This window comes from Parasediminibacterium schistidii, from assembly GCF_046546515.1.
Classification (GTDB): Bacteria; Bacteroidota; Bacteroidia; order Chitinophagales; family Chitinophagaceae; genus Parasediminibacterium.
In genome coordinates this window covers 1-19065 of the sequence record NZ_JBKHKJ010000030.1, presented here as the reverse complement: position 1 = coordinate 19065, position 19065 = coordinate 1, and the positions used below count along the sequence as shown (strand labels likewise).

The following is a 19065-nucleotide window of genomic DNA, read 5'->3' as shown; positions in this document are numbered from 1 at the left end:
AATTTTATTATAAAAAAATCTTGGCTGCATCTAATACAATTTGATAGAATTAGCCCATTGCTACCTAACGAGGTAGCCAACAATAAAAAACATGCAAGGTATGCTCTTCAAATACTAAGCCACAAGGCGGCAAGTTTCAAAAAATTGCCTAAAACGACCAAACTAGCTGTTTGCACACTTTTTGCATGAATAAACAAAGGAAAGATTTTCTTTCCATACAGCATTTGCAACCATTTTTATTTCAATCGTTATTGTGTAATTAATACACATTAATAGCAAAATTAGAGAGTTTTTATATATAATGGAAGAATTTTATGCACAATCTTTTTTTATGCCTGAGAAAAGAGTGTTTTATTGAAGGTTTTTTGTGTAAAAAGGCTTGGTGCTATTACTTGGTAATGGCGAAATTTCTCAATCAACATTTTATGTTTGCTGATTTTTTATATTGTCAGGCTACAAAAAAACTACCTGCACATTATCTGTCAAGGATAATATGCAGGTAGTGTGTGTGTGTTTTGATGTTTATGTAATGTTTATGCTTTCTTCGTCTTCCCGACAGCTTTTTTAACAACCTTCTTCTCCACTGCTTCTACTACGGGTGGCACTTCTACAATCTTAGGCTTAGCCACCGACTTTTTTGCAGCCTTCTTTTCCGCTTGTTCCACAACAGGAACTTCTGCTGTTTTAGGTTTTGCCACAGCTTTCTTTGTTACTTTAGCTTTCACTTTTTCTTCAACTGGTACAACTGGTGGCACAACAATATCAATAGGCTTAGCAGCTACCTTTTTTGCTGCCTTCTTTTCAACTACAAGAGGGGCTTCTACTGGTACTGGTGGCACTACTTCCGCAACAACCGATTTTACTGGTTTATTTTTTACTTGCTTTTTTTGTACAGGAGGCACCGGGACTGACGGAACTACCGCCACAACGGGCTGTTCTTTTATGGTAATGGGCTTGTTTACCCACTCATAGTCTAGCTGGCGTTTCTCTAAGTTGGCGGCTACTACTTTTATCCAGACCTTGTCGCCCATTTTAAACTTGCGGCCGCTACGTTTGCCAGCTAGGCTGTAATCGCCTTCCACCATAAAAAATTCGTCCACGCTGCTTAGGCTTATGATGCTTACCATGCCTTCGCACTTGTAGTCTATCGTTTCTACAAAAAATCCAAAGCCAGCCACGCCGCTTATCACGCCCTCAAACTCCTGGCCAAGGTGCGCACGCATAAATTCCACTTGCTTGTACTTGTTGCCGCTGCGCTCACACTCCATGGCGGCACGTTCCCGCTCGCTGGTGTGCTTGCATTTTTCCTCCATTTTTTTGTCGTGCATGGGCTTGCCTTCCAAAATGCTTTCTATCACACGGTGTACCAATACATCGGGGTAGCGGCGTATGGGCGAGGTAAAATGGCAGTAGTATTCAAACGATAGACCATAGTGGCCAATATTCTTAGTAGTATAAGCCGCCTTCGCCATGGTGCGGATGCCTAGTTGCTCCAGCACATGCTGTTCCGGCTTTCCTTTTACATCGGCCAACATTTGGTTGAAGCTCTGGGCTATTTTTTCCGGGGTAGAGGTATTGAACTGATGGCCATACCTTTTGGCATACTCCATAAAAGGCAATAGCTTTTTTTCATCAGGCTGGTCGTGTATGCGGTAAGGGAATGGAATAGGTTTGCCGCTTGTTTCCTCTGCTTTAAACACGCTTTCGGTAACTGTTTTATTGGCAAGCAGCATAAACTCTTCTACCAACTGGTGCGATTCCTTGCTTTCTTTTACCACAATATCAATAGGCTTGCCTTTTTCGTCTAGCTTAAACCTTACTTCTGTTGACGAGAAGTTGATAGCGCCGCTTTTAAACCGCTCTTTCCTGAAACCTTGCGCTATTGTATTCAGCAATAGAATTTCGTCCTTATATGGTCCTTCCTTCGTTTCTACAATGGTTTGCACATCTTCGTAAGTAAACCGATGGTTGGAGTGTATCACCGTTTTTCCAATCCAATATTGCTTTACCTCCCCTTTTGCGCTCAACTGGAACATGGCAGAGAAAGTGCATTTGTCTTCATTTGGGCGGAGCGAACACAATTCATTGGATATCCTTTCGGGTAGCATGGGGTTTACCCTGTCGGGCAAATAAACGGAAGTAGCCCTTTTATAGGCTTCCTCGTCCAGCAGGCTGCCAGGCTTTACATAATGGCTCACATCGGCTATATGCACACCTATTTCATAACTGCCATTTTTTAGTTTGCGTATAGAAATAGCATCGTCAAAATCTTTAGCATCAATTGGGTCGATGGTAAAGGTTAATATATCGCGGCAGTCTTTGCGCAGTTTTATTTCTTCCTCGCTTATCACGTCTGGCAAGCGGAGGGCTTCTTCCATTACTTCATCGCTAAACGACAATGGGAAACCAGCTTCTGCCAGTAATTCTTTCATGGCCGAGTCGTTGCTGTCGCCAGCCACCAACAGGCTCACAACTTCGCCAACAGGTTTTTTGTCGTCTTTGCCCCACTCTACCAGCCGGGCTACCACTTTGTCTTTGTTTTTGGCGCCTTTCAATTTGTCTAATGGGATAAACAAATCGGGCATAGGCTTGTCGGTGTCCGGCACAAAAAAAGCAAAGTTGGTAGATAGCTGTATATGCCCAATAAACTCTGTTTGCTTGCGGGTAACCACTTCAGTAATCTTGCCCTCTTTCTTTTTCGTGGTAAGGTTTTCCTTTATAATCCGCACCCTTACTATGTCGCCATTTAGGGCAGTATTAAAGTCGCCGGGCCTTACCAGCACATCGCCGCTTTTGTCTTCAATTACTACATAGCCCATGCCACTCCTGGTAATTTCCAGGCTTCCTTTCACGGTATTGTGGCCGCCGCTTGGTTTTTTGCCGTTTTTATTCTTGGCCTTCTTGCTGCCTGTACTCTTACTCATGGTGTTGAGGTTTTGAAAAACTGTTGATAAAAGATATTACCAACTGATTAAATGCTTCTCCTTCGTTGAACAGAAACTTGTGTTTAATTGGCAATACATAAATGGGTAGCTGTTCTATTTCTTCTGTAAACTTAGCTAGACGCACAGCATCTTTTTCCGTGGTGATTATAAACTTTTCTGTAGTTTCAATCCGCTCGAACCTTTCCTTAATATCGTTAAAATCGTCTATGGTGAATATATGGTGGTCGTTGAAATTCTTTTGATAATAGGTGTACGCATATTTTAGCAAATATTCCTTTAAGGGTTTGGGGCTAGCTATGCCACAAACCAGCAAGACTTCATCCGTATTTTTAATGGTACGCTCTGTTTTATGAACAATATGGTAAGGTATGCCATAATTGATAGTGGTAAAAAAAATTTTTTGGTGGGGCAACGGCTCAATGAGCCTAATGATTTTTTCCTGATTGTCTTTCCATAAATCCGTTGGGCATTTGGTAACCACAATAATATTTGCCCTTTTCATGGATGCACGCTGATCCCTTAAATCGCCGGTGGGGAAAAAGAAATCATGCACATACAAATTGCTGTATTCTGTAAGCACAATATTTAGCCCTGCGGCAACTTGGCGGTGCTGAAAAGCATCGTCCATGATGATGGTATCTAAATCGAGCCTGTCCTGCAGCAACTGCGGGATGGCCACCAAACGCTCTTCCCCCACGGCAACAGCCACATTGGGGTATTTGTTGTGGAACTGCATCGATTCATCGCCAATATCCAGTGCCGTTGTTTTTTCAGTAGCTAGCAAATAACCCTTTGTCTTGCGTTTGTAGCCCCGGCTTAGGGTGCCTATTTTATATTCGGGGTGCAACAAATCTATCAGGTATTCCACCATCGGCGATTTGCCAGTGCCGCCCATTACTATATTCCCAATACATATCAAGGGGAAATTAAAGGGTATAGACTTGAAATATTTTTTATCGTACAACCAATTCCTAATAATTACCCCCAGCCCATACAACAAAGCAAACGGGAGCAAAACAACACGGAAAGATTTCAGGAAAACATTATTAAAATTCATTCAGTATGCTTATATATCCATTCAACAGAAGCCATTTAACCACAAGGGGCACAACGAAAATACGCACAAAGGACACAAGGTAGTTTACTTTTTAGTAGTTAGACCTCACGCCAACACTCTACTAGGGAGAGAGGCAAGGGCAAAAAACTTTAAGTTCCCCGATTAATAGTCATTTTGTGCTTTGTGCGAAAACTATTGCTGGTGTTTTAAAACTCAAATACTTCCTCTGGCGTAATACAATAATTTAAAGGTATATCAAAATCGTTGGTATCGGTAATAATTTCAACGGGAGCAAAATAATTAAAACCCATCAATGTTACATTTTCGCTGCAAGCAGCCAAAAATCGATCGTAAAAACCTTTGCCATACCCTACCCTGTAGCCTTGCTTGTCGCAAATAAGGTTAGGTACAAAAACCAAATCTAAGTCAATAGCATGAATGGCATTACCCTCTTTAGGCTCTGTTACGCCAAATTTGTTGGTGGTGTAAACAGTATCTTCATCAATTAAAATGGCTGTCATGTTGTTGCACCCAAAATCACACACCGGGTAAGCAATTTGCAAATCTGGTACAAAGTGCCTCAAATAGCCAGAAAACAAATGCGTGTTGGGTTCGACCATGTTTGCCATAGGCCAGTAGGTAAGCAAGGTTTGTACCCCTTCAAAATTGAAGGTTTGCAGTTGCAGCAATAGCAAATCGTCCAGCTTCAATTTTTCCCTTGCCTCAATTTCAAGCCGCTTTTGTTTATATATTGTCCTCAGTTCTTTCTTTGTCATTTATAAAAGCTTTTGCAAAGCATCTTTTAGCAGGTTTGCCTGCTGCAAAACAAAGGATTTATCTACATTTTCCACAAAAGGGATGGATGCAATTTTTGGGTAGCCTGTCCATTGCACAATTTCATTTTCATAATCCAAGTATTGATCATTAAATACCCACCCTATTACATCAATATTTTTTTGTTTGCAGATAGCTGCTGTTAATAAAGAATGGTTGATACTACCCAGATAATTCCTGCTTACCAATATTACTTTGGCTTTCAATGCCACAATCAAATCTATCACAAATTCATTATCATTTACTGGCACCATGATGCCGCCTGCACCTTCCATGATAAGATGCCGTTGACAGTTGACAGTTGACGGTTGACTTTTAATTAAAACTGGAATACTAATCTCCCTGCCTTCTGCCCTTGCGGCTATATGTGGGGAGGCGGGCATTTGAAGGGTATAAGCTTCTGGGTGTATCATTGTTTTTGTATTGGAAAGCAAAGACCTTACTTGCAAGGCATCAGTTCCTTCTTCTATACCTGCCTGTATAGGTTTCCAGTAATCTGCTTCCAGTGCTTCTGTAATGATGGCACTAACAACTGTTTTGCCAATGCCTGTACCGATGCCTGTGATAAAAATGGGTTGCATAGAAAACTTATTATCCTAAAAAAGCATGTACCTGTTCAATTATAAATAGTATTTATTATTTCCCATCCGTCAGTTTTTTAAAATTACTAGATGCCAATAATGATTTCATTTGTGTTATGGCAACTTTATTCAATTGCACTAATCTTTCTGATTGAGTTAATCCTTGGTTAATTAATAAAGCATTTATGCTTTCCATATTACTTAGCACTACCAATTGTTCCAAAGTAGCGTCATCTCTAACATTGCCCTTTAAAGCCGGGTTAGCTTCCCTCCATTGTTTTGCAGTAATACCAAATAAAGCCACATTTAATAAATCAGCTTCATTGGCATATACAAATGCGGCTTGTTGCTTGGTTATTTCTTTTGGTATCAAATTTTCTTTTATAGCATCCATGTGTATGCTGTAGTTTACTTTGGTTAATGTTCTTTGTAAATTCCATTCAAGTTTCAGCTGGTTATTTTCATCTTCCTTTAAACGTTGGTATTCTTTTACTAAAAGTAATTGAAATTTAGGGCTAATCCACATACCAAAATGAAATGCAATATCCTTATGAGCATAAGTACCTCCATATCTCCCTGCTTTTGCGGTAATGCCAATAGCTTGGGTTTGTTCAATCCATTGCTTTACAGACAATGCAAAACTATTACTACCAGCATTGTTTTTAATTATACCGAATTCGGTATAATTAAAACTTGGATTGTACAATGCTTCCCATTCTCCGATATATTCAATTGTACTTTTTAAGCTAAGCCATTTAATGATTATCACCTCTTGCATTTGGCTTTTCGCCATATCTGTTAGTGAAATATAATCATCTAATTTCGAAGGGATTATTGAAATTTCTACACCTTGGATATTGATTATTTTGCTTTTAGCCATCATTTAAAATGTTTAATTTTTTAGCATAAAAGTTCTGTTTAATACTTGAATTAAGAAATGAAAATTGTATTTTCATTTCTTAATTTACATCGAATTTTAATTATGGCGAATTCGCCATAATTAAAATGAAGCTAAAATCTAACCTTATTTCCCCCCTTCAAAAAAAGAAAAAACAGTAGTGCCATAATTCCGTTGGAAACTAAACCCTTCGTAAGCAGCATAGTTGTTCCGTGGGGTATGCTCCAACACAAAGAAGCCTTCCTCGGCTATTAATTTTTTGCTGGCGATTATTTTAGGTATGTCATCAATAGTATTCAATGCGTAGGGTGGGCCAGCAAAAATAAAGTCGAACTGCTCGTTGCAGGTGTTCAGGTAGCTGAACACGTCCATCTGTATTACTTTAGCATTTTCTATTTTCAGCGTTTCAATGTTTTTCTTGATAAACGCTTGCATAATGCCGTCTTTTTCTATAATGGTCAATGCCCCTGCCCCTCTTGAGGCAAGCTCATAACTGATGCACCCTGTGCCACCAAACAAATCAAGGGTTTTTGCCCCTTCAAAATCGATGCGGGTTTGCAATATATTAAACAGGCCTTCTTTTGCAATATCGGTGGTAGGCCGCGTGTGGGGCATATTGGCTGGAGGGGTTATCCTTCGCCCACCATATTTGCCGGAAATAATACGCATAAGTCGTAAGTAGTAAGTCATAAGTGGTAAAAATACGCTAGTGGCCTACAAACTATATTATCAAAGAACCCTAAAGCAAATTAAGGTAAGGTGTTAAATAATGCTTGGGGTATTTGGTAAAATCGTGCAGTTTTATCAATTCTTCGGTAGGGTTATCGAAGGTAATCCTCGGAAACACTTTTTTCAGGTTTTCGTACAAGGCTGTTTTTATTTCTATCATGCCCGATAATTCCAACGTTGTTTCCTCTGCACGCAGGTTATATTGTTGCAGCACATTCAGCAAATGGTACAAAATATCTTCCGATGTTTTTTGCGTGTATAATTGGGCTAGCAACAATTGGTTGTTATACACTAGTCCCACCATCATTTCGTTGTTGTACAATTGTACTTTCAGCAAGGAATGGTTATATGGCCTTGTGGTAGCCAACAAATTTTCTAAAAACACACGGTAGCTGTTGTGCACGGTTATCATCATCAGGTTGCTGTTCACAGTGTCCATCAGCACACGCTTTATCTTTGTGGCTACCGTTATCGAAGGCTCCACGTTCACCTTGTCTGTCTTTATTACTTGGTTTATTACATCCCCATGAATTAACTGCAAGTATTCAGAAGCAGCGGCCTCGGAATACATGGCAGAAGGGATTAAAACTGTATCGGGCAGGTTGAAAAAAACACGGGTATCGATAAAGCCCCTGTTCAGTATCTTCGATTTTGAGCGCACGTCCTGAAAAATATCGTACCATTCTTCTTCAAAGCTATTAAAGTGGTAAACCTCCACGGCAGCAAGCTCCTGCTTCACGGATAGCTTTACCAGGCAGGCTATATGGTAATTGCCAATTTCAATAATAAGCTGGTCGCTATTGAAAGGGGATTTAATGGAAATATCGCCATAAACACTTACTACTTTTTTTGCCATAACCAATAGGGGAATTATATGCAATAATAAAAAAAATATATCAGTGATGCGGAAAAACTATAAATGAGGTGGAAGTTATTGATGAGGCTAATATATGAATAGTGTTGATATTTGTAGAAGTTAAAGAAATATGGCAAAAAAACAGGTAAAAATGAATAGACTAATTATTATTGGAAATGGGTTTGACCTTGCACACAAACTAAAAACTAGCTACGCAGATTTTGTTAAAGATTATATCAAAAATGTAATTAACTACTTTTATAAAAATGACTCTTCAATAGACCCATTAATAGAAATAACTTATAGGCATTCTTCTTATTATATTAATGATCAACATGAAATTGATGCCGAAAATGCAGTAGAGGTTTTAGAAACACTCCAATCAGGTTCAAGGCGAGGGATTGTTTCAGTAAACATAAAATCTAGCTTTTTAGAGAAAACATTAAATAAAATTAATGAAATTAATTGGGTTGATTTAGAAGATGACTATTTTAAAGATTTATTGGCTTGCAAAAACTCTAAAGGATTTGATTTTGCTAAAGTGAAGACTTTAAATGATGAATTTGATTTCTTGAAAAAGAAGTTAGAAGAATATCTGATTAAGGTTGAAAATGAAAATGAATGTCCTTTTTCAACCGAAATCTCAAACTTATTTTGCGAACAAATTAAAGGTAGGGATATAGTAACATTAACAATTGAAGATCAATCACCAAATAAGATATTGATACTTAACTTTAACTATACCAACACTTTGGAAAAATACAAGGAAGAATGCGAGAAATCCGTTTCTACAGAGATAAATTATATTCATGGCAAATTAGGTACTAGCTCTAATCCATTAATTTTTGGTTATGGTGATGAGTATAATAAAAGCTATCTTGAATTTGAAGAGTTAAAGAATAAAGAACTCTTGAAGCATATAAAGTCATTCGGATATTTTAAAACAACCAATCTCCACGATTTGATAAGGTTTATTGAAAAGGATTTTTTTCAAGTGTACATTTTCGGGCATTCCTTAGGTTTATCAGACAGGACCATGCTAAAGCAAATCTTTGAAGACGACAAGTGTAAATCAATAAAAATATTTTATCACAATTCAAATAAGACGCAAGACGATTACACTGATAAAACATATGATATATCCACCCATTTCTCAGATAAAGCATTAATGAGGAAGAAGATAGTTAATAAACCTAACTCATCCCCAATGCCTCAACCAAATATCTTGGGCTAAATATGGTTTTCCACAACCTGTATTTTGGTTATTCATATTATGCCAAGCTACATGGGCATACATCCTGCGATTCCCAAAGGGTTTATACTTCCTCCGTTACAAATATTTTTGGTTATGTTAACCACCCCTCCCAGCTTTATGCCCCTGCCTGCAGGCAATACCTTGCTCGTTGTGTGCCATATCTGGCGATCACCCAACAAGCATCAACATAGAAGAGACAACTGAAAATTTGTACATTTGCACATTGAAATGACAAAAAATGGTAATTGCAAATCCTATTTACGATGTGGTTTTCAAAAGGATGATGGAGAATGAAAGAGTTGCCAAATTTTTCATTGGCACTCTTTTGGAGCAAACTATTGAAACAGTTGAAGTAAAACCACAGGAATTCACATATACAGACCAGCTTTCTGCCCTTGCAGTTTTTAGGCTTGATTTTATTGCAACTATAAAAACTAAGGGAGGGGAACAAAAAAAAGTATTGATAGAAATTCAAAAAGCTAAAAATCAAATTGATTTGATGCGTTTTAGAAACTATTTAGCCGAGCAATATAAAAAAGAGGACACAATAAACAATCAAAAAGTAGTATTGCCAATTACCACAATTTACATTTTAGGATTTAGGCTCAATGAAATTGACACCCCGTGCTTGAAGGTAGAACGCAATTATATTGACCATATAAACAAAACCAACCTTGACACAAAAAGTGATTTTGTAGAAAAACTGACCCACGATAGTTTCATTGTGCAAGTTGAAAGAATAACCAATCGTTATCAGACAAAACTTGATAAATTATTAAGCATTTTTGAGCAGACTAATTTTATAGACGATAAAAAAATAACAAAAGAGTTTACCCACGAAATCGACTTTGAGGATATGAAAGTTACAACAGACATATTACACCATTCTGGTACAAACCCAGCGGAAAAAAAGAAAATTGAAACGGAACAAGAGGCATGGAGGACAGTTGATGCTATGACAGGTGGGTTAAGAGAAAAAATTGAACAACAAAATATAGCATTGGCAGAAAAAGACCAAGCATTGACTGAAAAAGATAAGCAAATTGCTGAACTGTTGAAAAAACTAGACGAGAACAAATGATACGGCACACAACATCCATATTTGCAATATGGCGGAACACACTCGGCTTTTAGTCCTTTTTTAAACTTTTGTTCTGGCTGACCTTACAATATTGGGCAGTAGCATATATATTTGAACCTTAGAAGCCCGTATTTGGCTTTAATTATCGGCTAACCCAGCGCTATTTTCAGCCACAATCGCCAAGCCTTGCTCGGTAACCACCTCTCCCCTTTAATTACCTAATCTTCTTTTTCTTGATACAAATATTTTATGCCTTTTTATCACTTTATATTTTAGGTGATAATTTTTCAAGGTTTCAATTGTTTTGACAAACATTATTTTTGATTTTGGCAGCAAACAATAAATTTGCTGTACAACATTCAATCGCAATCAAAAAAGCAAATTAATTATGGCAGATAGTAAATCCTTTTACAGCCTAGACTATATTATTGAAATTAATGAAAAACGGCTAGAGCAATATTCAGAAGCATACCAAAAAAACTACAACAGGTTTACAAATTTGCTGTTTATCTATTCTATACTTGGATTATTCTTGGTGCAATTGACTCAAAGACTGATTTTTGATAATATAGGCTGTTGGTTTGACTGGAACCATTTGTGTTTCTACTTTTATATAGTTGTATTGGGCTTTTCATTATTTAACACAATTAGATTATTAATGCCCATTAGCGTTGCATATCTTGATGAACCGAAGATTTATTACAGAACATTCAGAATGTCTTATGAAGAAGAAGGTAAAACAAAAGAAGAAGTAGACAATCTTATTAAAGCTTCCTATATTAATGAATTGGAAGAAGCAGTATCAATTAACAAAGGGCTTTTTACAAGAAAAGGGAATTTTTATTTAAAAGCATTACAATGTGGCTTATTAGCTTGTATCCCATATTTATTTTGCCTTCTTTTCCATTTTGGCATCAAAACCGACACTATTCAAAAGGTAGAAATCGTTAATTCTAATAAACTTAATATCTTTGATAAAACTTTTTTTATGGCACAAGACAAAAAAAACAACAGTACTGCCGTTAATCCTTCTCCTGCGCCAACTACATCTTCTTTGCCGGGAATAAAGGCAAGTGATGTAAAACCTTCTCACCCGTTAATGGTTAGAGAAGGCTTGGGTGCAAATAATTCAAAAAAATAAGCAGTGCTTGTTATCAGTAAAAATTAAAAAGGGATTCAATAATGAATCCCTTTTTAATTGGTCAACATATTTCAATATGCTAAACTTTCCCCACTAGTTCACGCCAACTTAATCCTAGCTAAAAAAGAATTGTTTGCTGGTGTGTGCCTGTGGCGCGGGGTGCATAAAAGTCTCCCTACAAGCAACTAGTGTTTACCTAGAAACAACCAATTTGTATATAAAATTAGTGCTATTCGTGCTTTCGTGGCAAATTGGTTGTATAGGAGTTTTTCGCTTGGGCTGCCTTTTTTTGATTTGTCCAAAAACTAGGCCTAACTAAAAAAAACTTATCTTTGCACCATAAATGCACCTGATACAAAGCATTTACAAAGCTAGTTTCCAAGCAGCGGTATCGCAGTTTTTTTTTACTAATATTAAAATAGTAGTTTTTAAAAATTAGGGTATTATAATTCCTTATCAATAAATTATCACTTTATTATCATAAAACTATCATTCTATTATCATTTTGGTATCACTTTATGATACCAAAATTATCATCAATGATAGTTTTTTTTCTACCTAAAATCCGCTAATATCATTGATAATCAATAGTTTACAAAAAATAGTGAGGATTTTAAAAAAAATAAAAAGCTGCAAAAAGACCCAAAATTGGCAAAACCGAAACTATTTTAATAAAAAAACCAGCAAAAGTAATAGTATAAAAATTGTATTAGTGTTCTCGGTTTGCACTCCACCTTCTTGCCCCCTCCAAGCTAGTCCACGTTAACTTAATTATGCATAAAAAGAAGTATTGCAGGTGCGTGCCTGTGGCGCGTATCCTTCATTTCATTCTACCTACTAGGCCTAAGCGGCAACATCCCGAAAGTTTAGGGGATGTCTTACAAACCATAAATCGCCTTCTGCACCTTCCCTGCCTAAGTATTTGTGCCCACTTCATGCATTCATGGCTTTGTGGCAAAACTAAAAACCACTTTCGTTATCAGTAAGTATTCCCGCTTTTATCCGTCCACAACGGGTGGGTGGGAATTTTAATAGGGAACAATAGGCAGCAAACAATAAATTTGCTGTCCATAAAAGAAGAAGCAATGAGCGAGAAGGCAATAGAGAAAGTACATGTATTGATTATAGGCAGCGGCCCAGCAGGCTACACGGCCGCCATATATGCAGCTAGGGCAAATATGAAACCAGTTTTGTACCAAGGTATACAACCGGGCGGGCAACTGACTATTACCACGGAAGTAGAAAACTACCCCGGCTACCCCGATGGCATTCAAGGCCCGGAAATGATGGTGCATTTTGAAAAACAAGCTGCCCGCATGGGTGCAGACATACGCTATGGCATGGCTACAAAGGTTGACTTTAGCCAACAGCCCTACCGAGTAGAAATAGACGAAGAAACCTGGATAGAAGCAGATGCGGTGATTATTTCCACGGGAGCATCGGCCAAATGGCTAGGCATAGAGAGCGAGCAACGCCTGAATGGCTTTGGCGTAAGCGCCTGTGCTGTGTGCGATGGTTTCTTTTTCAGGGGGAAGGAAGTGGCCATAGTTGGTGCTGGCGATACTGCCGCTGAGGAAGCCTTGTATTTATCTAAACTTTGCACCACGGTGCACATGATTGTACGCAAAGACACCATGCGTGCCAGCAAAGTAATGCAGGACAGGGTATTGGCCACGCCCAACATTACCGTTTATTGGAACAGCGAAACGGATGAAATACTAGGCGACCACTCCGTGAAAGGCGTGCGCATTAAAAACACAAAAGACAATACAACGCAGGAAGTGCCTATCGGCGGCTTCTTCGTGGCTATTGGCCACCAGCCAAACAGTGCCATATTCAAAGATTATATTGACATGGACGAGACTGGCTATATCAAAACCATACCCGGCACGTCTAAAACAAACCTAGAAGGCGTATTTGCCGCAGGCGATGTGCAGGATAAAAATTACCGCCAAGCTGTTACCGCCGCAGGCAGTGGCTGCATGGCAGCCCTAGATGCAGAAAGGTATTTAAGTGCCAAGGGATTGGTGTAATTTTATTGACACTAAGGCTCAAAGCAGCAGAAATAAAAAAGAAGAAAGAAAAGCATGTGTTTTTCTTTCTTCTTTTTTATTTAACCCCTTAGTTTTTATTTGTGCCTTTGTGGCAATATAAATAATTGAGCCGCTTGTTTCATTTAAAATTCAAAATTCATCATTCAAAATAATTAAAGCAGGCTTGCATTTAGCAATTGTATTTTTTCTGCCAGCTTGTAAAATTCTTTGCTGCTTACAAATTGCTTGGTGGCATTCAAGTGGGTTTGGTGATGCATGTCGGTGCCTATAAAATTGACCATGCCTTTCTCAATTAATTTTTCTGCCGTTTTCTTTACAGGTTTGCCGTAGTAGCCCAGCAGCGACAAAATATTCACTTGGAACAAAACATTCCTGTCTTTCAACTGCTCATACTTTTCAAAGTCGTCATGGTAAAAATTATAACGCTCAGGGTGCGCCATGATGGGGTTGTACCCTTTCATTTGCAGTGCAAAAAGTACTTCGTGCAAGTTGGGTGATGCTGCCACATAAGACATTTCCACCAATATATAATTCTTGCCAAAAGTGAGCAATTGCTTATCTTCCTTTATTAGTTCGCCAAATTCCCTGTCTATCATATACTCTGCTGCGGCATCAACTGTCATTTGTATATCTTCTGCAGCCAAAGCTTGTCTTACAAGGGCAAGCGCAGGCAATATGGTTTCGGGGGTATTGTCGTGTATGCCAGCCAAAATATGAGGGGTACAAATTAACTTCCTGTAGCCTAAAGCGTACAACTCTTTTATAAAAATGACTGAATCCTCCACTGTTTTCAAGCCATCGTCTATGCCTGGCAGCAGGTGCGAGTGCATGTCCACAGTAAGAAAAGAAAGGTCTGGCTTTATTGTTTTATTGAAAAAAGAAAAGTTCATACGCAAATATCCTAAAAAAGACAGGTTTTCCAATAAAAATAGTTAATAACTAATTATAGCTTTATCATTCCCCCAACTCGCCAATCAAAAACGATAATTCTTCTATATACTTTCCATATAGTTTTTTTAAGTACCATTTTGTAAAATAATACATACCCACGGTAAGAAAAACAATATATAGCACCAGGAACACTAACACCTGGCTAGTACTGGTGAAATAATGAGTATATTTTTCATATTGGGGTACAACATTTGTCCTACCTTCATAAAAACCTAAGGAAAAAGCAAGGATAAAAAATACGGGTATCAGCCCCATGGTAAACTGTAAATACCTTTTTACGAACGCTTTCATAATATCGTGTATTTCCTGTAGGTTTTCTTTCACAGGCAAAACCGTATTGCTTAGCCTGTTTATTTTTTTTGCGGACTTATTTAAGGGGATTAAGCAGGCGATCCCAAAAAGTAAAACAATAATAAGGTATGTGCGTAACGACCATATATGGGTAACCGATATAGCATAGCCAACGGCAATAACAAGGGTTACAGTAAACCACATCTCGAACAGAAGGCTTTTCTTTATTTTATTTATCGGCGATTTAGGGTTAGTCCGTATTAAAGAAGCTAAACTTTCCACAGGTTTACTAGCAGCCTCCTTCTGGGGCTGCTTGTTTTGCAAGTATTGCTTCAGTTCCTCTAACTCCATTGTTTATTTCTTTTTAGGACTGATAATATTTTTGTGATTGTTCTTTCAATTTTATTTTCAACCTGTTCATTTTCACCGCTACATTGTTGGCGGTTATGCCAAGCATATCGGCAATATCGTTGTAGCTATAATCTTCTAGGTACAGCATCACTAGGGCTTTGTCTATTTTAGACAGCTCCCCTATTGCTTTGTACATGGCTTTTACTTGTTCTTCTATTGGGTTGAGTTCTTCCGTTGGTGTGTTAATGATAATATCTGGGAAATAAGTAGTATTTGCTTTCTTCCCTTTCTTAAAAAAACTGATGGCAGTGTTTAAAGCCACCCTGTATAGCCATGTGGAAAACTGCGATTGCCCCTTGAAACTGCTAAATGATTTCCAGGCTTGCAATGCTATTTCCTGAAAAAGATCTTCACGCTCTGCCCTTTCATCCATGTACATACTGCATACTTTGTACAGAATGTGCTGATGCTTGTTTAGCAGTGCTATAAATTCCTTTTCTCCTTGCATGTAGCTGGAATAATTAATTGTTGTTGTTTTTAGTTGGCAACTGGAGTCACCGTGAACCCTTTTTTCCTAAGCAGGCTTATTACCCCATTTTCTCCACCTAGGTGGGCTGCCCCAACTGCAAAAAAGGTAGGGGTTTGCTTTGCCTCGGCAGTTATAAAGGTTATCCAGTTATTATTGCGGTTGTTTAGCATCAATGCCTCGTAGCTGCCAAAGTCTGGGTCGCTCACGGTCATTTTATGCAGTTTATTAATGTCTTTTTTCAAATATACATCCAGCATTTCTGCAAAGCTCTTTTTGGTGCTGTCTAGGTGGTATAGCAAGTCTTTCAGCATATCAGCTTGTACTTTGTATGGGATAGTGTCAAAAACACTCAACTGGTACTCAATGGTTTCCAGCCCTTTAAGAGGTATTCCCTTTGCCTTTGCCATGTCTTGGAATTGCTTTTCCCACCCTTCGGGCGAACAGCCTAGCAGGGATGGGAACACTGCACTCATGAGCAGCATGGGTTTTGCTTTTGCCATGATGCTCATGAGCATACCTGCTTTTTCCTTAAAAACAGCATTCATGCTATCATTGTCTGCTTTGCTTACCAAATCTTCTAAGGATGTGTCATTTTTCATCATGATATGCTGCATTGTTTTTGCCATCATCTCAGGGTCGTCCATTTTTATTTCCAAGAACAATTGCTTGGTTGCATCAAAACTTCTTTTAATTAGTTTATCTACGTTTATTTGGTCTGGGCACATCAAATGGATAGTGCCGTACAAATAAGAAGGCTGGGCTATGCCATTGCCACTAATTTTCCACAGCAGGGCTTTTTCTTTGGGTGGCTGGGCTTGGGCTAAAGCAGCCATAACTAGGAATACTACAAAGGCATAAATCTTTTTCATAAATTACTATTTTTCTGATAGGTACTGCTGGGACATCGCTCCAAATTGTTCCTCTAGCTTTAATGTCATGCACATATTTAGTAAGCCAATTAGCTGGAATATTACAAAAAAGGCAAAAAAAAGGCTTCCTCAAAAAAGGAAGCCCCAAGCTATATCGAAAAATTATAAATTAGCCCTACCAATGCAGGCAACTCATAATTCATTATTTATAACTCATAACTACAAGTGTGCTTGTATTTTTTTGTCCAACACACTTTTTGGCACTGCGCCAATTTGCTTGTCCACTATTTTGCCATCTTTAATGAACAAGATAGCAGGTATAGAGCTAATGCCATAGTTAACGCTTGTTTCTGGATTTACATCCACGTTTACTTTGCCAATTTTTACTTTGCCAGCATACTCTTTGCTTAGTTCTTCTATTACCGGCCCTATAGCACGGCAAGGACCACACCATTCTGCCCAAAAGTCAACCACGCTTAATGTTTCGCTTTCCAAAACTTCTGTCTTGAAATTAGCATCCGTAAATTCTAAAGCCATTGTTTTACAATTTTAAATTTATAATTGAGATGATTCTCCTTGTTCATTATTACCAAATGTCAAATATACACCCAAACCTCAAAATGTGCTTAATTGACTTTTCCACCACTTTGTTGTATGACGGTAATGCAGGAAAAACCTGACAGAGGGACACTTAGTAATTATGAATTATAAATTAGGAATTAGGAATAAAAAGAGGCACATAAAATAAATAGCAAGAAAAAGAAAACATAGAGGTTTTCTTTTTCTTTTAGCTCCTAATAGCTTTTAAGGAAAATAGAAAAGTGGCGAACAACTATGTTTCCTTCCTTTTTATTCGCTTATATCTATATGTACTACTGTGCCTATGTGGTGAGTAGTAACCAATCTTCCTATACCTTTACCCAATGGTAAAAGTGTATTTGAAGCGCAAGATAGCACCCCGCATAGCCAATGGCCACCCTTGGATATATGGCAATGAGATAGAAAAAACGGAAGGGGATATTGTTGCAGGGGAAATTGTAGAAGTTTATTTTGCAGATAAAAAATTGGCTGGGCGTGGGTATATTAATCCACAATCGCAAATAGCAGTGCGATTACTAACCCGCAAACAAGAAGAAATAAACGAGGCTTTTTTCTTGGATAGAATTAAAAAAGCCTGGCAGTATCGGCAAAAGCTGGGCTATACTGAAAACTGCCGCCTTGTATTTGGCGAGGCAGATTACCTGCCAGCCTTGATTATTGACAAGTTCAATGATTATTTTGTAATACAAACCTTATCATTGGGTATAGAGCAATGGAAACCAGCTATAATAAAAGCCCTAGAAACCATTTTTAACCCCAAAGGTATTTATGAACGTAACGATGTGCCTGTAAGGGAACTCGAAGGTTTGCCACAACAGAAAGGCTTTTTGTCAGCCCCATTCGATACCAATATTATTATTAATGAAAATGGGCTGAAATTTAATGTGAACATTGAAAACGGCCAGAAAACAGGTTATTTCCTAGACCAGCAAGACAACCGCCGAGCCATACAACAAGTAGTGAAAGGCGCAAGTGTATTGGGTGCGTTTACATATACTGGAACGTTTGAGATACATGCTGCCCATTATGGGGCAAAATATGTGTTAGGTATAGACATCAGCGAGCAGGCTGTGGAACAAGCCAATAAAAATGCTGCCCTGAATGGCTTAGAAAACATTTGCCGCTTTGAAGCCAAGAATGCTTTTGATGCCTTGAAACAATGGGACAAGGAAGAAAAGAAATATGACGTGGTGATGCTAGACCCACCTGCTTTTACCAAAAGCCGGGAAAATATTGGCAAGGCCATAACGGGCTACAAGGAAATAAACCTCCGTGGCATGAAATTGATAAAAAATGGCGGCTTCTTGGTTACCAGTAGCTGCACCAACCTTGTTTCGCCCGACTTGTTTTTGCAAACAATTGCCGCCGCCGCAAAAGACGCAAAGAAGAAAATAAGGCAAGTTACTTTCAAGGCACAATCTAGTGACCACCCTATTATCTGGGGCTTGGAAAACACGAATTACCTGAAATTTTTGATAGTGGAGGTAAGTTCGATATAATTTGTCTGAACCATGATTTATAGGATTAGTGGGATTAAAAGGATTTTTATGCTGCCCTTTGCCCTTTTCACTCCTGCCATGGCAATGGTTTACTTTTTATTAAAATAGTTTCAGTTTTTGCCAATTCTAAGTCTTTTTACTACACTCGCATTTTTCAAAAATCGTTCAGAAGATAGTAAATCATTGATTTTCAACCATATTTTCAAAATCAAGTGCTTATTTGGTGCTTATTTTTTGCTCATTTTTTGCTCATTTTGTGGGTGATTTTTGCATACTTTATAACAATTAGAACAAGGTATTATTTTGGAAAAACTACTATTTTAATATTAGCAAAAAAAGAACTACGATATTGCCGCTAGTACATTAGGTTTGTAAACAGCTTTGAGTTGGGTGCTTTTACGGTACAAAAATAAGGCTTTTCTAGATTGCAGGGATATTGCACCCCCGCCAGTTACAAACTGGTTTATTTGAGAGACACCAGTGGGCAGCTAAAACTGAACACTGGTGCCAGTGAAACTGTGAAAGGCAGCAAACTATCAATTAT

General features: G+C 38.2%; 17 protein-coding genes. 5 read left to right on the top strand and 12 right to left on the bottom strand.

Annotated features, from left to right (window positions below; genetic code table 11):
• Nucleotides 1-533: 533 nt before the first annotated feature.
• From rnr to ACHFIY_RS15640, 7 genes are all read right to left on the bottom strand, one after another.
• Complete coding sequence (gene rnr / locus ACHFIY_RS15670; protein ID WP_410847058.1) at nt 534-2924, bottom strand: ribonuclease R; 2391 nt, start codon at nt 2922-2924, stop codon at nt 534-536.
• Nucleotides 2917-4002 carry a tetraacyldisaccharide 4'-kinase gene (lpxK, locus tag ACHFIY_RS15665; protein ID WP_410847057.1) on the bottom strand — a complete coding sequence of 362 codons (1086 nt, stop codon included), beginning with the start codon at nt 4000-4002 and terminating at the stop codon, nt 2917-2919. Before lpxK ends, rnr begins: the two co-directional genes overlap by 8 nt.
• A gap of 206 nt (nt 4003-4208) precedes the next feature.
• The gene (locus tag ACHFIY_RS15660; protein WP_410847056.1) at nt 4209-4778 is read right to left on the bottom strand and encodes a 5-formyltetrahydrofolate cyclo-ligase; all 570 of its coding nucleotides are present in this window, start codon (nt 4776-4778) and stop codon (nt 4209-4211) included.
• On the bottom strand, nt 4779-5417 hold the full coding sequence (gene bioD, locus ACHFIY_RS15655) for a dethiobiotin synthase (protein WP_410847055.1): 639 nt from the start codon (nt 5415-5417) through the stop codon (nt 4779-4781). It lies immediately after the preceding gene.
• 55 nt (nt 5418-5472) lie between these two features.
• Entirely contained in the window at nt 5473-6300 is an 828-nt protein-coding gene (locus ACHFIY_RS15650) for a KilA-N domain-containing protein (RefSeq protein ID WP_410847054.1), read from the bottom strand.
• 141 nt (nt 6301-6441) lie between these two features.
• On the bottom strand, nt 6442-6984 hold the full coding sequence (locus tag ACHFIY_RS15645) for an RsmD family RNA methyltransferase (protein ID WP_410847053.1): 543 nt from the start codon (nt 6982-6984) through the stop codon (nt 6442-6444).
• A 70-nt stretch (nt 6985-7054) separates the two neighbouring features.
• Nucleotides 7055-7900, bottom strand: coding sequence for a DUF3822 family protein (locus ACHFIY_RS15640; RefSeq protein WP_410847052.1), 846 nt, complete (start codon nt 7898-7900; stop codon nt 7055-7057).
• A 130-nt stretch (nt 7901-8030) separates the two neighbouring features.
• Between ACHFIY_RS15640 and ACHFIY_RS15635 the strand changes: the two genes are divergently transcribed.
• The 4 genes from ACHFIY_RS15635 to trxB all read left to right on the top strand — a co-directional run bounded on the left by ACHFIY_RS15635 (nt 8031) and on the right by trxB (nt 13410).
• A complete protein-coding gene (locus ACHFIY_RS15635; protein ID WP_410847051.1) occupies nt 8031-9134 on the top strand; it encodes an AbiH family protein in 1104 nt (367 codons plus the stop codon).
• Between the two features lie 259 nt (nt 9135-9393).
• Nucleotides 9394-10236: a hypothetical protein gene (locus ACHFIY_RS15630; protein WP_410847050.1), complete on the top strand. Its 843-nt coding sequence runs from the start codon at nt 9394-9396 to the stop codon at nt 10234-10236.
• Between the two features lie 388 nt (nt 10237-10624).
• A complete protein-coding gene (locus tag ACHFIY_RS15625; RefSeq protein WP_410847049.1) occupies nt 10625-11377 on the top strand; it encodes a hypothetical protein in 753 nt (250 codons plus the stop codon).
• Nucleotides 11378-12462: 1085 nt separating this feature from the next.
• Nucleotides 12463-13410, top strand: coding sequence for a thioredoxin-disulfide reductase (trxB, locus tag ACHFIY_RS15620; RefSeq protein WP_410847048.1), 948 nt, complete (start codon nt 12463-12465; stop codon nt 13408-13410).
• Between the two features lie 173 nt (nt 13411-13583).
• Here the strand turns inward: trxB and ACHFIY_RS15615 are convergent, their stop codons facing one another.
• The 5 genes from ACHFIY_RS15615 to trxA form a co-directional block, all read right to left on the bottom strand.
• Nucleotides 13584-14321, bottom strand: coding sequence for a tyrosine-protein phosphatase (locus ACHFIY_RS15615; RefSeq protein WP_410847047.1), 738 nt, complete (start codon nt 14319-14321; stop codon nt 13584-13586).
• Nucleotides 14322-14385: 64 nt separating this feature from the next.
• Nucleotides 14386-15024 (bottom strand): hypothetical protein, encoded by a 639-nt coding sequence (locus tag ACHFIY_RS15610; protein ID WP_410847046.1) that lies wholly within the window; start codon nt 15022-15024, stop codon nt 14386-14388.
• A 13-nt stretch (nt 15025-15037) separates the two neighbouring features.
• A complete protein-coding gene (locus ACHFIY_RS15605; RefSeq protein WP_410847045.1) occupies nt 15038-15532 on the bottom strand; it encodes an RNA polymerase sigma factor in 495 nt (164 codons plus the stop codon).
• Nucleotides 15533-15561: 29 nt separating this feature from the next.
• Complete coding sequence (locus ACHFIY_RS15600) at nt 15562-16422, bottom strand: TraB/GumN family protein (RefSeq protein WP_410847044.1); 861 nt, start codon at nt 16420-16422, stop codon at nt 15562-15564.
• Between the two features lie 219 nt (nt 16423-16641).
• Entirely contained in the window at nt 16642-16959 is a 318-nt protein-coding gene (trxA, locus tag ACHFIY_RS15595) for a thioredoxin (protein WP_410847043.1), read from the bottom strand.
• 386 nt (nt 16960-17345) lie between these two features.
• On the opposite strand from trxA, the gene ACHFIY_RS15590 reads away from it, so the two are divergent.
• Nucleotides 17346-18521: a class I SAM-dependent rRNA methyltransferase gene (locus ACHFIY_RS15590; protein ID WP_410847042.1), complete on the top strand. Its 1176-nt coding sequence runs from the start codon at nt 17346-17348 to the stop codon at nt 18519-18521.
• The last annotated feature ends 544 nt before the right edge of the window (nt 18522-19065 follow it).

What these genes read in the sequence shown, in the direction of transcription:
- trxB (WP_410847048.1), top strand. Translation starts at nt 12,463, where the DNA reads ATGAGCGAGAAGGCAATAGAGAAAGTACATGTATTGATTATAGGCAGC.
- ACHFIY_RS15600 (WP_410847044.1), bottom strand. Translation starts at nt 16,422, where the DNA reads ATGAAAAAGATTTATGCCTTTGTAGTATTCCTAGTTATGGCTGCTTTA.
- ACHFIY_RS15615 (WP_410847047.1), bottom strand. Translation starts at nt 14,321, where the DNA reads ATGAACTTTTCTTTTTTCAATAAAACAATAAAGCCAGACCTTTCTTTT.
- ACHFIY_RS15605 (WP_410847045.1), bottom strand. Translation starts at nt 15,532, where the DNA reads ATGCAAGGAGAAAAGGAATTTATAGCACTGCTAAACAAGCATCAGCAC.
- bioD (WP_410847055.1), bottom strand. Translation starts at nt 5,417, where the DNA reads ATGCAACCCATTTTTATCACAGGCATCGGTACAGGCATTGGCAAAACA.
- ACHFIY_RS15660 (WP_410847056.1), bottom strand. Translation starts at nt 4,778, where the DNA reads ATGACAAAGAAAGAACTGAGGACAATATATAAACAAAAGCGGCTTGAA.
- ACHFIY_RS15635 (WP_410847051.1), top strand. Translation starts at nt 8,031, where the DNA reads ATGGCAAAAAAACAGGTAAAAATGAATAGACTAATTATTATTGGAAAT.
- ACHFIY_RS15630 (WP_410847050.1), top strand. Translation starts at nt 9,394, where the DNA reads ATGGTAATTGCAAATCCTATTTACGATGTGGTTTTCAAAAGGATGATG.
- trxA (WP_410847043.1), bottom strand. Translation starts at nt 16,959, where the DNA reads ATGGCTTTAGAATTTACGGATGCTAATTTCAAGACAGAAGTTTTGGAA.
- ACHFIY_RS15645 (WP_410847053.1), bottom strand. Translation starts at nt 6,984, where the DNA reads ATGCGTATTATTTCCGGCAAATATGGTGGGCGAAGGATAACCCCTCCA.
- ACHFIY_RS15610 (WP_410847046.1), bottom strand. Translation starts at nt 15,024, where the DNA reads ATGGAGTTAGAGGAACTGAAGCAATACTTGCAAAACAAGCAGCCCCAG.
- lpxK (WP_410847057.1), bottom strand. Translation starts at nt 4,002, where the DNA reads ATGAATTTTAATAATGTTTTCCTGAAATCTTTCCGTGTTGTTTTGCTC.
- ACHFIY_RS15625 (WP_410847049.1), top strand. Translation starts at nt 10,625, where the DNA reads ATGGCAGATAGTAAATCCTTTTACAGCCTAGACTATATTATTGAAATT.
- ACHFIY_RS15650 (WP_410847054.1), bottom strand. Translation starts at nt 6,300, where the DNA reads ATGATGGCTAAAAGCAAAATAATCAATATCCAAGGTGTAGAAATTTCA.
- ACHFIY_RS15590 (WP_410847042.1), top strand. Translation starts at nt 17,346, where the DNA reads ATGGTAAAAGTGTATTTGAAGCGCAAGATAGCACCCCGCATAGCCAAT.
- rnr (WP_410847058.1), bottom strand. Translation starts at nt 2,924, where the DNA reads ATGAGTAAGAGTACAGGCAGCAAGAAGGCCAAGAATAAAAACGGCAAA.
- ACHFIY_RS15640 (WP_410847052.1), bottom strand. Translation starts at nt 7,900, where the DNA reads ATGGCAAAAAAAGTAGTAAGTGTTTATGGCGATATTTCCATTAAATCC.